Source organism: Bradyrhizobium sp. dw_411 (assembly GCF_018449695.1).
In the GTDB taxonomy this organism is placed as follows: domain Bacteria; phylum Pseudomonadota; class Alphaproteobacteria; order Rhizobiales; family Xanthobacteraceae; genus Bradyrhizobium.
Window position 1 is genome coordinate 176,780 of record NZ_JAAVUY010000012.1, and the last position, 13,074, is coordinate 189,853.

The 13,074-nt window shown below is 62.3% G+C and carries 14 protein-coding genes; 10 read left to right on the plus strand and 4 right to left on the minus strand.

Annotation, left to right across the window (positions count from 1 at the left end; translation table 11 throughout):
• Positions 1–4: 4 nt before the first annotated feature.
• Positions 5–1,375 (plus strand): glutamate--cysteine ligase, encoded by a 1,371-nt coding sequence (locus HB676_RS21345; RefSeq protein WP_213740134.1) that lies wholly within the window; start codon positions 5–7, stop codon positions 1,373–1,375.
• A gap of 217 nt (positions 1,376–1,592) precedes the next feature.
• Entirely contained in the window at positions 1,593–2,087 is a 495-nt protein-coding gene (locus HB676_RS21350) for a PAN domain-containing protein (protein WP_249780375.1), read from the plus strand.
• A 65-nt stretch (positions 2,088–2,152) separates the two neighbouring features.
• On the opposite strand, the gene lepB is transcribed toward HB676_RS21350, so the two are convergent.
• The 3 genes from lepB to HB676_RS21365 all read right to left on the minus strand — a co-directional run bounded on the left by lepB (position 2,153) and on the right by HB676_RS21365 (position 5,103).
• A complete protein-coding gene (gene lepB, locus HB676_RS21355; protein ID WP_213740136.1) occupies positions 2,153–2,944 on the minus strand; it encodes a signal peptidase I in 792 nt (263 codons plus the stop codon).
• On the minus strand, positions 2,944–4,368 hold the full coding sequence (gene tldD, locus HB676_RS21360) for a metalloprotease TldD (RefSeq protein ID WP_213740137.1): 1,425 nt from the start codon (positions 4,366–4,368) through the stop codon (positions 2,944–2,946). Before tldD ends, lepB begins: the two co-directional genes overlap by 1 nt.
• Positions 4,369–4,527: 159 nt before the next feature.
• The gene (locus HB676_RS21365) at positions 4,528–5,103 is read right to left on the minus strand and encodes an invasion associated locus B family protein (protein WP_213740138.1); all 576 of its coding nucleotides are present in this window, start codon (positions 5,101–5,103) and stop codon (positions 4,528–4,530) included.
• A 475-nt stretch (positions 5,104–5,578) separates the two neighbouring features.
• Here HB676_RS21365 and coxB point away from each other — a divergent pair, with 475 nt between their 5' ends.
• From coxB to HB676_RS21405, 8 genes are all read left to right on the plus strand, one after another.
• Positions 5,579–6,421 carry a cytochrome c oxidase subunit II gene (gene coxB / locus HB676_RS21370; RefSeq protein ID WP_213740140.1) on the plus strand — a complete coding sequence of 281 codons (843 nt, stop codon included), beginning with the start codon at positions 5,579–5,581 and terminating at the stop codon, positions 6,419–6,421.
• Between the two features lie 108 nt (positions 6,422–6,529).
• A complete protein-coding gene (ctaD, locus tag HB676_RS21375) occupies positions 6,530–8,152 on the plus strand; it encodes a cytochrome c oxidase subunit I (RefSeq protein ID WP_213740142.1) in 1,623 nt (540 codons plus the stop codon).
• Between the two features lie 62 nt (positions 8,153–8,214).
• Complete coding sequence (locus HB676_RS21380) at positions 8,215–9,153, plus strand: heme o synthase (RefSeq protein WP_213740144.1); 939 nt, start codon at positions 8,215–8,217, stop codon at positions 9,151–9,153.
• A gap of 18 nt (positions 9,154–9,171) precedes the next feature.
• Entirely contained in the window at positions 9,172–9,339 is a 168-nt protein-coding gene (locus HB676_RS21385; protein ID WP_213740146.1) for a CoxF protein, read from the plus strand.
• A 19-nt stretch (positions 9,340–9,358) separates the two neighbouring features.
• Entirely contained in the window at positions 9,359–9,985 is a 627-nt protein-coding gene (locus HB676_RS21390; protein ID WP_213740148.1) for a cytochrome c oxidase assembly protein, read from the plus strand.
• A 96-nt stretch (positions 9,986–10,081) separates the two neighbouring features.
• A complete protein-coding gene (locus HB676_RS21395; RefSeq protein ID WP_213740149.1) occupies positions 10,082–10,939 on the plus strand; it encodes a cytochrome c oxidase subunit 3 in 858 nt (285 codons plus the stop codon).
• 215 nt (positions 10,940–11,154) lie between these two features.
• Positions 11,155–11,541, plus strand: a complete 387-nt coding sequence (locus HB676_RS21400) for a DUF983 domain-containing protein (protein ID WP_213740150.1) — start codon at positions 11,155–11,157, stop codon at positions 11,539–11,541.
• Positions 11,541–12,323: an SURF1 family protein gene (locus HB676_RS21405; protein ID WP_213740151.1), complete on the plus strand. Its 783-nt coding sequence runs from the start codon at positions 11,541–11,543 to the stop codon at positions 12,321–12,323. The genes HB676_RS21400 and HB676_RS21405 overlap by 1 nt, the downstream gene beginning before the upstream one ends.
• A 95-nt stretch (positions 12,324–12,418) precedes the next feature.
• On the opposite strand, the gene HB676_RS21410 is transcribed toward HB676_RS21405, so the two are convergent.
• The gene (locus HB676_RS21410) at positions 12,419–12,592 is read right to left on the minus strand and encodes a hypothetical protein (RefSeq protein WP_213740152.1); all 174 of its coding nucleotides are present in this window, start codon (positions 12,590–12,592) and stop codon (positions 12,419–12,421) included.
• Positions 12,593–13,074 lie beyond the last annotated feature (482 nt).

Here is a 13,074-nt window from a genome sequence, read left to right on the forward strand (position 1 = left end):
TTGTATGGCGCGTGACCAGATCGATATGACACCGCTGCAGTCGCGTGACGAGTTGGTCGCGTGGCTGGCGGCGGGCGTGAAGCCTAAATCCGAATTCCGGATCGGCACCGAGCACGAAAAGACGCCGTTTACGCTGCAGGGCCATCGCCCCGTCGCCTATGAAGGTGCGCGCGGCATCGGCGCGCTGCTGGAAGGCATGCAGCTTTTGCTCGGCTGGGAGCCGATCACCGAGCACGGCAATATCATCGGCCTCTATGACGTCACCGGCGGCGGTGCGATTTCGCTGGAGCCTGGCGGGCAATTCGAACTGTCGGGTGCGCCGGTCGAGACCGTGCACCAAACCCAGTCCGAGCTGATGGCGCATCTGGCGCAGGTGCGCGAGGTCGCAGCCCCTCTCGGCATCGGCTTTCTCGGATTGGGCATGACGCCGTCGTTCTCGCGGGCGCAGGTTCCGATGATGCCCAAGGGCCGCTACAAGATCATGACCGGCTATATGCCGAAGGTTGGCCGATACGGCCTCGACATGATGTACCGGACCTGCACGGTGCAGACCAATCTCGACTTTTCCTCCGAAGCCGACATGGTCAAGAAGCTCCGGGTGTCGGTGGCATTACAGCCGATCGCGACCGCATTGTTCGCCAATTCGCCGTTCACCGAGGGCAAGCCCAACGGCTTCCTGTCGTTCCGCTCCGAGATCTGGCGCGATACCGACAACGCGCGCTCGGGGATGATTCCGTGGGCGTTCGAGGACGGCATGGGGTTCGAGCGCTGGGTCGATTATGCGCTGGACGTGCCGATGTATTTCGTCAAGCGCGGTGACGATTATATCGACGTGTCGGGATCGTCGTTCCGCGATTTCTTCGCAGGCAAGAATCCGGCATTTCCCGGCGAGCGTCCGACGCTGTCGGACTGGGCCAATCATCTGTCGACGATTTTCCCCGAAGTGCGCTTGAAGCGTTATCTGGAAATGCGCGGCGCCGACGGTGTGCCGTGGGGACGGCTGCCGGCGCTGCCGGCGTTCTGGGTCGGATTGCTCTATGACGACACCAGCCTCGACGCCGCCTGGGATATCGTCAAGCACTGGAAAGCGCACGAGCGCCAGGCGCTGCGCGATGACGTGCCGCGGCTCGGCTTCAAGGCCCGAATCAAGGATCGCTATTTGTTCGAAATCGCCAAGGAATGCCTGGCGCTGTCGCATGCCGGGCTGCGGCGGCGCGGTCACGTCGATCTCCTCGGTCATGACGAAACGCGCCATCTCGAGCCGCTGGACCGCATCATCGAAGCCGGTCATACCCCGGCCGAGGAGATGCTGGAGAAATTCCACGGCGCCTGGCGGGGCTCGGTCGAGCCGGCCTATGACGAATACGCGTTCTAGCGCCTGACCGGTCGCATTTGTTGCAAATGCCCGGATCTCAACGGGAAAACCCGTCCATCGACGGGTTTTGGGGCCGTTCATCCGCCGTACAGGTTCATGGCGATCAAATGGCGGGCCGCGAAACGCGGCTAGTCTAATCAGTTGAAAGCGATCGCGAATGTGGGGAGGCCGCCTGCTCAGGGCGTGTTTGATGGTGCTTGCCATGTCGGCGGCCGTCATGGCCACGCGACCTGCACAAGCCCAGACCAATTTCGATCGTCCAGGCGGCGATTATCAGAGTTCGCTGGTGCCCTCAGGCGATCCGGCCGATTGCGCGCTGGTGTGCGAACGGGACCGGCGCTGCCGGGCCTGGAGCTTCAACTATCCAAGTGACACGGCCGGCAGCGCGGTCTGTTGGCTCAAGAACAGCGTGCCGGCCCGCATCGAGGATATCTGCTGCGTCTCGGGCGTGCGCGGCGCCGGCGTGGTCGAGCCGCGCAACGGCGCGGTCGAGACTTCGATCGACCGGTTCGGCGGCGACTATCGCAGTTTCGACCTCAAGGGCGGCGAGGGCGACGATGCCTGCAAGGCGGCCTGCGCCGGCGACAATAAATGCCGGGCCTGGACCTATGCGCGGCGGGGCTATGTCGGAAAAGAACCGCACTGCTTTTTGAAAAAGGACATCAAGCCGCCGCGCCGCAAGGCGGGGTTTATTTCGGGCGTGGTGAGGTAACTCGCGTCGCCGTGAATGGTGGGCACGCTTGCGCTTTGCCCACCCTACGGTCTGCGATTTCGCGTTCAATGCACCGCGGTGAAGAATCGCGCCATCCGGAAACCGGACAGCCAGGTCCACACCGGCTGGCTGCGGATGCCGAGATCCCACGATCCGACGACGGCATCGGCGCGGCCGACCAGATTGTCCATTGGCAGCAACCCGACGCCGCCTTCGCGGACCGGGACGCGGCTGTCGGCGGAATTGTCGCGATTGTCGCCCATCACGAACAGGCGGCCTGACGGCACCGTCACTTCAGGCGTGTTGTCGAGCCGGCCATTGTCGCGCAGCTTGAAGATCGCGTGCGTCACGCCGTTCGGCAAAGTCTCGATGTAGCGATAGGCCGGCTCTGCCCCGCCGCTGTCGTCCTCGGCTTCGCCGATGCCATCGGGCTTGAGCGAGGCGGCGCGATCATTGATGAAGAGCTGGCCCTGTCGCATCTGGATGCGGTCGCCGGGGAGACCCACCACGCGCTTGACCCAGGCTTGCGAGCGATCGCCCGGCCAGCGGAACACCACGACGTCGCCGCGCTGCGGCGTTCCGCTGAACACGCGCCGCGTTTCGGGCAGGTTGATCTGGATCGGCAGCGAAGAGGTGCCGTAGCCATAAGGAAATTTCGAGGCCAGCAGCGCGTCGCCGATCAAGAGCGTCGGCTCCATCGAGCCTGACGGCACATAGAATGGCTCGGCGATCGCGCCCTTGGCGAGGAAAACGATCGCCAGCGCTGCAGTGAACTGCAGGATCTGGACGCCCCAACTGCTCGCCTTCGACGCTATGGAAGACTTTTGAGAACCCTGAGATTCTTGCTCGACGCTCACTAGCCTGTTCCTCCGACCGTAATACGTTCCATCCGCAGCGTCGGCTGGCCGACGCCGACCGGCACGCCCTGGCCGTTCTTGCCACAGGTGCCGATCCCGGTATCGAGCGCAAGATCGTTGCCAATCATGGTGATTCGATGCAGGTCGGTCGGCCCGTTGCCGATCAGCATCGCGCCCTTCAGCGGCGCGCCGAGTTTGCCGTTCTCGATCTTGTAGGCCTCGGTGCACTGGAACACGTATTTGCCCGAGGTGATGTCGACCTGTCCGCCGCCGAAATTCGCGGCGTAGATGCCGTTCTTGACCGAGGCCAGGATTTCCGCCGGGTCGCGCTGGCCTGCCAGCATATAGGTGTTGGTCATGCGCGGCATCGGCACATGGGCATAGCCCTGGCGGCGGCCATTGCCGGTCGGCTTCATGTTCATCAGCCGGGCGTTCTGGCGGTCCTGCATGTAACCGACCAGAATGCCGTCCTCGATCAGCACGGTGCGGTTGGTGGGTGTGCCCTCATCGTCGATCGACAGCGAGCCGCGCCGCGACGCCATGGTGCCGTCATCCACCACCGTGACGCCCTTGGCCGCGACCTGCTGGCCCATCAGGCCGGCGAATGCCGAGGTTTGCTTGCGGTTGAAATCGCCCTCAAGGCCGTGACCGACAGCCTCGTGCAGCATCACGCCGGGCCAGCCGGCGCCCAGCACCACATCCATTTCGCCCGCCGGGGCGGGAACCGATTCCAGATTGACCAGCGCCTCGCGGATCGCGCCGTCGGCGGCCTCGCGCCACGCTTTGGTCTCGATGAAGCGGGCATAGCCCTCGCGGCCGCCATAACCCTTGCTGCCGCTCTCCTGACGGTCGCCTTGTCCCGCGACCACGGAAATATTGACGCGCACCAGCGGGCGGATATCGCGGTAGCTCTCGCCATCCGGCCGCATGATTTCCACCACCTGCCAGGTCGCACCCAGGCTGACCGTCACCTGCCGCACGCGCGGGTCCTTGTCGCGCACATAGGCGTCGATCTCGGCCAGCAGCTTGACCTTGGATTCGAAGCCGGGCGCATCGAGCGGGTTGTCATCGCCATAGAGCCGCACATTGGTATGGGCCGGCGCGGCCGCAAAGGTCCCGCTATAGCCGCCGCGCACCGCATGCACGGCGTCCGCGGCGCGAATCAGCGCCGGCAGCGAGACGTCGGAGGAATGCGCATAACCGACCGCGTCGTCCTTGACCGCGCGCAGGCCGAAACCCTGCGAGGTGTCGTAAGTGGCCTGCTTGAGCCGGCCATTGTCGAACATCAGCGCTTCGGTCTGGCTGTATTCCAGAAACAATTCGCCATCATCGGCCCCCTCCAGCCCGCGCGCGATTTCGTTGCGGACGGAATCGCGGTCGAGGTTGGCGCGCTCAAGGAGAGAGGTTGTGGCGGGATTGGTCATGAAGGCTCCGATCGAAGACAGATGCTCCTCGCGTCCCCGCCCGGTGCGCCGATCGCGCCCCGGATGTGGAGACCGATAATTGAAGAGCTTTGAAGATAGTCACGCTTGCCGGAAAAGGGGAGGGCCTGCCTCGGGTTCATCGCCGCAAAGCGGGCCCTGTCACGGCAACTTGTCATACCCATCGGCGAGCCCGTTCAAACTCAGCGGGAACCCGATGCCCTCTTCGGGGGTCTCGAAAATGATAAAAGTCGCGGTTTTGGCGGTGCGGAACTGGCCCAGCAGCTTGTCGTCCATCACAACCTCGGCCACGCAGCCGTTGGGCAGGCATCGGACAAAGCCGGCGCGGCCGACATCGACATTGTCGAGTTTGAGGCCGAGCCCCGAGGGCAGCAGCACGCCCAGGGGCGCCACCACCCGCATCAGCTTGCTCTTCTGGTCCGCGGTTTTCAGCACGATGACGGTAAGACCGGCATTGGAGCGGTCCTCGGCTACCACGCTCTGAATCAGGGCGCACTGCTCGCCTTGTGCGCCCGGCGGGGTGTCGCAGCGGATTTGCCAGTCGCCATGAACCGACTTCACCGCGCCTTGGGCGCTGGCGGCGGCGTTCAGGCCAAGCAGGAACATGAGGGCGAGGCTTGCCCTGGTAAGGAGGCTTGCCCCGGTAAGAAGGCTTGGAGCGATAAATGCCTTGCCGCGGCTGGCGGCGCTTCTTGCCGGGTGTTTCGAAGGCCCCATCAGGGTCGATCCCTCTAATATGTCCAATATGTCCTGGGCAATCTCAGTCCGAGACATTGGACTGATAGGCAATGACGGCGTCTTGAAGGCGATTTCGCGCCGGCAGGGACGCGGCGCAAGTCGCGAATCAGCTTCCTGTGGAGCACTGCGTCTGTGCCTACATCGGGCAATCTGGCTGTCAAGCCGCGTCGGGCTGCAAAACCGGCAGTTTTGCCTGTTGTCACGGGAAAATGTGACATCCGCATAATAGGCGCAGATGCAATGCTGTGTACCCTACTACTGCATTGCGAGAGCCGTCGAATTATGGTTTGAGAGGCTGGATTTCGACGCGTTCTAACGATCTGGCCCAGGGTACTTCCGAAGTACGTTGTACTTCCAAAGTATGTCCAAGGCCGTTTGTCAGGAGGCGGATCGTGCAGCATTTGTCGCCATCCGGCGGAATGCTTTGGGGTTCTATCAAGGGAGCGCGAGCGGCATGAAGATGTCGATGGGCCAAACGGGCCGGCGATTGCTGGGATTAGCGGTGGCCGGCGTTGCGCTGGTCACCTGCGGAGCGGCATTCGCCGAATTGGGGCAGCCGGCGCCATGGGAATACAAGCTGCAGGAAGCGGCCACACCGGTGATGGAAAACATCACCTGGTTCCATAATTTCCTGCTCGTCCTGATCACCCTCATCACGCTGTTCGTGCTGGTGCTGCTGGTCCTCGTCGTTGTGAAATTCAACGCCAAGGCCAACCCGGTCCCCTCCAAGACTACCCACAACACCCTGATTGAAGTCGCCTGGACGCTGATCCCGGTGCTGATCCTGGTGGCGCTGGTGGTGCCGTCGTTCCGGCTGCTGTTTCTCGAGCTGGACGTTCCCAAGGCCGATCTCACCGTCAAGGTGACCGGCAAGCAGTGGTACTGGAGCTACGCTTACCCGGATAACGGCAAGTTCGAATTTGATTCGCTGCTGGCCCAGGACAAGCAGCCCCGCCTGCTCGGCGTCGATAACGAGATGGTGGTGCCGGTCAACAAGATCGTCCGGATCCAGACCACCGGCGCGGACGTCATCCACTCCTTCGCGGTACCGTCCTTCGGCATCAAGATCGACTCGGTGCCGGGCCGCCTGAATGAAACCTGGTTCAAGGCCACCAAGATCGGCATGTTCTACGGCCAGTGTTCGGAATTGTGCGGCAAGGATCACGCCTTCATGCCGATCGTGGTGCGGGTGGTGAGCGACCAGGACTTCGTGGCCTGGGTCGAGACGGCGAAGAAGAAATTTGCGACCAACCCGGCGAACTCGTTCGCTTCGGCTGGCGCGGCGGCAGCGCAGTAAGCCAAGGCTTCTAAACAAGGCTCTAAACAAGCCAAGGCTTACGTGCTTTCAACGGACAAGGGCGACGGGACCGCAAGGTCCGACAAGACTGCAAGGCAGGATTTGAAAATGGCAACGACCGCAGCGACAGCTCACGACGATCACGCTCATGACGACCATGAGCACGCCCATCCGACCGGATGGCGGCGCTACGTCTATTCGACCAACCACAAGGACATCGGTACGATGTACCTGGTGTTCGCGATCATCGCCGGCATCATCGGCGGCGCGATGTCGATCATGATCCGCATCGAGCTGATGTATCCCGGTGTTCAGTTCTTCCACGAGACCCATACCTACAACGTGTTCGTGACCTCGCACGGCCTGATCATGATCTTCTTCATGGTGATGCCTGCGATGATCGGCGGCTTCGGCAACTGGTTCGTGCCGCTGATGATCGGCGCGCCCGACATGGCGTTTCCGCGCATGAACAACATCTCGTTCTGGCTGCTGCCGGCGTCCTTTGCGCTGCTCCTGATCTCTACCTTCGTCGAGGGTGAGCCGGGCGCCAACGGTGTCGGCGCGGGCTGGACGATGTACGCTCCGCTGTCGACCTCGGGCCATCCGGGACCGGCGGTCGATTTCGCGATCCTGGCGCTGCATCTGGCCGGCGCCTCGTCGATCCTGGGCGCGATCAACTTCATCACCACGATCTTCAACATGCGCGCGCCGGGCATGACCCTGCACAAGATGCCGCTGTTCGTGTGGTCGATCCTGGTTACCGTATTCCTGCTCTTGCTGTCGCTGCCGGTGCTGGCCGGTGCGATCACCATGCTGCTCACCGACCGCAATTTCGGCACCACCTTCTTCTCGGCTGAAGGCGGCGGCGATCCGGTCCTGTTCCAGCACCTGTTCTGGTTCTTCGGCCATCCCGAGGTTTACATCCTGATCCTGCCGGGCTTCGGCATGATCAGCCAGATCGTCTCGACCTTCTCGCGCAAGCCGGTGTTCGGCTATCTCGGCATGGCCTATGCGATGGTGGCGATCGGCGGCATCGGCTTTGTGGTCTGGGCGCATCACATGTACACCGTCGGCATGTCGTCGGCGACGCAGGCCTACTTCGTTGCCGCGACCATGGTGATCGCGGTGCCAACCGGCGTGAAGATCTTCTCGTGGATCGCCACGATGTGGGGCGGCTCGATCGAATTCAAAACGCCGATGCTGTGGGCGGTTGGCTTCATCTTCCTGTTTACGCTCGGTGGCGTCACCGGCGTCGTGCTGGCCAATGCCGGCGTCGACCGCGTGCTGCAGGATACCTATTACGTTGTCGCGCACTTCCACTATGTGCTGTCGCTCGGCGCAGTGTTCGCGATCTTCGCCGGCTGGTACTACTGGTTCCCGAAGATGTTCGGCTACATGTATTCGGAGAAAATCGGCAAGCTGCACTTCTGGGTCACCTTCATCGGCGTCAACCTGGTGTTCTTCCCGCAGCACTTCCTCGGGCTCTCCGGCATGCCGCGCCGCTACGTCGACTATCCCGACGCGTTCGCCGGCTGGAACTTCGTGTCCTCGGTCGGTTCCTACATTTCGGGGTTCGGCGTGCTGATCTTCATCTACGGCGTGATCGACGCGTTCGTCCGCAAGGAGCAGGCGGCGGACAATCCGTGGGGTCCCGGCGCCACCACGCTGGAATGGACGCTGTCGTCGCCGCCGCCGTTCCACCAGTTCGAAGTGCTGCCGCGCGTGCAGTAAGATAAATGAGACCCATGCCCCGATCGATCTGATCGGGGCATGATTTAAAGGAAGAGACCATCTTGTCGGTTGTCGATCACAACGCCATCGGACTGTCGCCCCGGATTTCGGAGGCCGAGGTTGCCGATTACATCGCGCTATTGAAGCCGCGCGTGATGTCGCTGGTGATTTTCACCGCGCTGGTCGGGCTCGTGATCGCGCCGGGTCATGTTCATCCGGTACTGGCGTTCACGTCGATCTTGTGCATCGCGGTCGGCGCCGGCGCGTCCGGCGCGCTGAACATGTGGTACGAGAGCGATATCGACGCCCTGATGTCGCGCACCGCCAACCGTCCGATCCCGCGCGGCCGCATCACCCGTCCGGAAGCGCTGGCGTTCGGAACCACGCTGGCGTTTTTCTCGGTGATGACGCTGGGCATTCTGGTCAACTGGGTGGCCGGCGGGCTGCTCGCGTTCACGATCTTTTTCTATGTTGGGATCTACACGATCGGGCTGAAGCGCTGGACCGCACAGAACATCGTGATCGGCGGCGCTGCCGGCGCGTTGCCGCCGGTAGTAGCCTGGGCGGCGGCGACCGGATCGCTGTCGATGGAGCCGGTGCTGCTGTTCCTGATCATCTTCTTCTGGACCCCGCCGCATTTCTGGGCGCTGGCGCTGTTTCGCAGCGACGACTATGCGCGAGCCGGGGTGCCGATGCTGCCGGTCGTCGCCGGTCCCGATGCGACGCGGCTGCAGATCCTGCTGTACACGATCGTACTGGTCGCGGTCGCCTTTGTGCCCTGGCCGCTTGGTTATTTCGACGCGGGTTACGGCGTGATGTCGCTGGTTCTCGGCGCCGGCATGCTGGCGCTCGCGATCAATGTCTACCGCCGCCGCGAGGGCAGCGAAGCGCTGCGCGCGACGCGCCGGCTGTTCGCGTTCTCGATTGTTTATTTGTTTATGCTGTTCGCGACTTTGCTGGTCGAGGTCGTCGTTCACGCCATCGCACCGTCACTCTGGTAGGGGGCGCATGGCGAAAGAATGGATGACAAGCAACAGCCGCCAGATGGAATCGTCCTCACCGAGGCGCAACAAAAAAGCCGCCGTCAGCGCTCGATCGCGATCGCGCTGGCGCTTGGCGTTCTTGTCATACTTTTTTTCGCCGTCACCATGGTCAAGGGGCCGGCCGTCCTAGTGCGGCCCATGTAACCGGGACGATGTGAACGACATGGACAACAAGCCGACGATGCCGCAACCGACTGCAAAAAGACGAGGTCTGGGCCGCGATGCCACGGTCGCCGCGCTGTGCGGTTTCGTGGTGGTGCTGATGGTCGGCGCGTCCTATGCGGCGGTGCCGTTTTATAACTGGTTCTGCCGCACGACCGGCTTCAACGGCACCACGCAGGTCGCGACATCGGCGCCGTCGGGTGCGCCGCTGGCGCGCAAGATTGCTGTGCGTTTCGATTCCAACGTCGCGGGCGGGCTGCCCTGGAAGTTCGAGCCCGAGCAGACCGAGATCGAGGTCAAGATCGGCGAAGTCGTCACTGTGTTTTACACCGTGACCAATCAATCGGCGCGGACCACGAGCGGGCAGGCGGCCTATAATGTGGCGCCGCTGACGGTCGGCGCGTATTTCCAGAAGATCAACTGCTTCTGTTTCACCGAGCAGACCATGGCGCCCGGTGAAAAGCGCGAAATGCCTGTCGTGTTCTATGTCGATCCGGCGATCATCAAAGACAGCGACAATGACGGGCTGAATACCATCACCCTTTCCTATACGTTCTATCCCGTGCGCGAGCCGGCCCCCAAGCCGCTGGCAGCAAGCGAACTGGACAAGGCTAAGGGAAACCTCTGAGACGCCTCTAAGACCTGGGATGACCGCGATCCCGGGATTTGATTTTGAGACCCATACGTGCCGAATACGAGCGGCATCGTTAACGGAGAGACCGCAATGGCTACGGCGCAAGTCAAGCACCACGACTATCACCTCGTCGATCCGAGCCCGTGGCCGGTCGTCGGCTCCATCTCGGCCTTTATTATGGCCCTGGGCGCGATCACCTGGATGCACCACATGACCGCGGCGGCGCCGATCATTTTCGGCATCGGCACCATCGGCGTGCTCTACACCATGGCGAGCTGGTGGACGGATGTGATCCGCGAGGCACAGTTCAAGGGTGACCACACCCGCGTGGTGCAGATCAGCCACCGCTACGGCATGATCCTGTTCATCGCCTCCGAAGTGATGTTCTTCGTCGCCTGGTTCTGGGCTTTCTTCAACTCCGCGCTGTTCCCCGGCGATCCCGTTCACATGACCCGCGACGCGCTGTTCGGCGGCGTGTGGCCGCCCAAGGGCATCGAGACCTTCGATCCCTGGCATCTGCCGCTGTTGAATACCCTGTTGCTGCTGACCTCGGGCACCACGGTGACCTGGGCGCATCACGCGCTGCTGGAAGGCGATCGCAAGGGTTTGAAATACGGCCTGATCCTGACGGTCCTGCTTGGCGCGACCTTCACCTGCGTGCAGGCTTTCGAATACAGCCATGCCGCGTTCAGCTTCGCCGGCAACATCTACGGCGCGACCTTCTTCATGGCGACTGGTTTCCACGGTTTCCACGTGCTGGTCGGCACCATCTTCCTGATCGTGTGTTTGGCGCGTGTCTATGCCGGGCACTTCACGCCGACCCAGCATCTCGGCTTCGAATTCGCCGCCTGGTACTGGCATTTCGTCGACGTGGTGTGGCTGTTCCTGTTCATCTGCATCTATGTCTGGGGACATGGCGCGGAAACCATGGCGCACGGCGCGCACTGATCTTCCAACTTACGTGCTAGAAGAGGGCGGCCGCAGGGCCGCCCTTTTCGTTTCGCCAGAGCGTTTTCGAGCGAAGCGGACACCGGTTCGCATAGCAATCAAGTTTACGCGGATTGTGTAGACTTATCTGCGGTAGAAACGCGTGAAGAAAAAAGACCGGAGCCCGGTTCTGATTCAATCAGAACCGATAAGGCTCTGGGCACGAAAGACCAGCCATGTCAGATCTGAATTTACCCACGGTGATAGAGAGCGCGATCCGCGGCATTGCCTGCAAATGTCCGCGCTGTGGCAAAGGCAAATTATATTCGGGATTCCTGACCTTGCGGCCGCGATGTGAATCCTGCGGGCTCGATTATGCCTTTATCGACGCCGGTGACGGCCCCGCCGTCTTCATCATCATGATTGCCGGCGCCATCGTCGTCGGCTGCGCGCTGATCGTCGAGATCAAGTATCAGCCGCCATTCTGGGTACATGCCGCGCTTTGGCTGCCGCTCATTCTGGCCACCACGCTGCTGCCGCTGCGCGCGATGAAGTCGCTCTTGATCGCGCTGCAATTCCACCACAAGGCTGCCGAGGGCCGGCTGATCGATCGCGAGCCGTAATGACCGGAATTTCCATATCCAGGCGCGGCGGTATTGGCTTTGGTCTTTTCACGCTGTTGATGGTGGCGTTGTTCGTGGGCCTCGGGGTCTGGCAGTTGCAGCGCCGCCTCGAGAAGCACGCGTTGATCGACGCGTTGACCGAACGGCTCGCGCTCGCGCCGGGATCGCTGCCGTCTGCCGCGCTGTGGAGCACGCTCACGCCGGCGCGCGATGAATTCCGCCGCGTCAGTTTCCCGGCGGTCTATCAATCCGCGCCGGACGCGATGGTCTACAGCTCCGGTTCGGCGGTGCGCGACGATATTTCCGGTCCCGGCACCTGGGCTTTCCTGCCGGCGCGGCTGCCGACCGGGGAGATCGTGGTGATCAACACGGGATTCGTGCAGAACACGATGCAGGACCGCGAGCAGCAGGATCGCGCTGTGACGCGGCTGATGACCACGGCGCCGGTGATGTTATCGGGCTATATCCGCTTTCCGGAAGCTGCGGGCGTGCTGACTCCGGCGGAGAATCTCCCAAAGCGGCTGTGGTTCACGCGGGATCATCTGGCGATGGCGCGGGCGCTGGGCTGGGGCGCGGATGCCAGGCCGGTGGCGCCGTTCTACATTGATCTGGAGCAGCCGGTGCCCGCCAGCGGCATTCCAAAACCCGGCCCGTTGCAGGTGCATCTCAAGGACGATCATATGCAATACGCCATCACCTGGTTCGGGTTGGCCGGTGCAGTGGTGATAGCCTTCGGGGTCTGGCTGTTCGGCCAGAAGCGGGCGTCGCGCGTCACGCGATGATCCCGGCCAATCTCAACGGCGGGTTGCCCGTATCGTATCGACTGCTGAGGTCACCGTGGCGCTGAAGTCTCGTGATTGCAGGCGGCGGTTCGGGCTTACGCGTGCTCGTCTTTGCCGCGTTTGGCCTGCGTCATCACGATCGACTGGTCGGCTTCCAGCCGCGCCATCATCAGGATGCTGGCGATAAAAGTGAGCCCAAGATCCTCCGCCTGTTCGATGGCGTTGTCGATGGCCTCGACCAGCGGTCTGTTTCTGCCCTCGCGTATCATCGATATCTCCTTTGACGTGACGTAATGCCGCTTCTTATCGAGCGTTTGAAAAGGATGCGGCTGTCAGGAAGCGCGAGCCGCTCGACTGAGAGCGCTCGCCCAGCCGGGCAGCGTCGGGCATCCACCGTCCCCTAGGTTCCGCCTGGAGATTGCAACCTCACCGTGCCACCGTCAATTAGAGATAAGGCTTACGTATGAGCCCATAACGAAAAAGTGGAATCCGTGCCGTCGCGGGGACAAAAGCGTACGCACTTCCAACGCGCCTGATGCCGGCGATGAGCGCAAGCCGAAAGTCAGCGATGGCCTTACCCGTTGTTTTACGGGGCTCGCAGAAACGGCTTTCACGCCGGAGCGTCCCACGGCACGCTCAATAACTCGAATCAGCCGGAATCGCCCGGTTGTCCGGGAGCGACGCCGGCAAGAACCGGTTTCCACTTCGGCCGAAAACGCTTTATGGTGCCGCGACTTTGCCGCCGGCATTA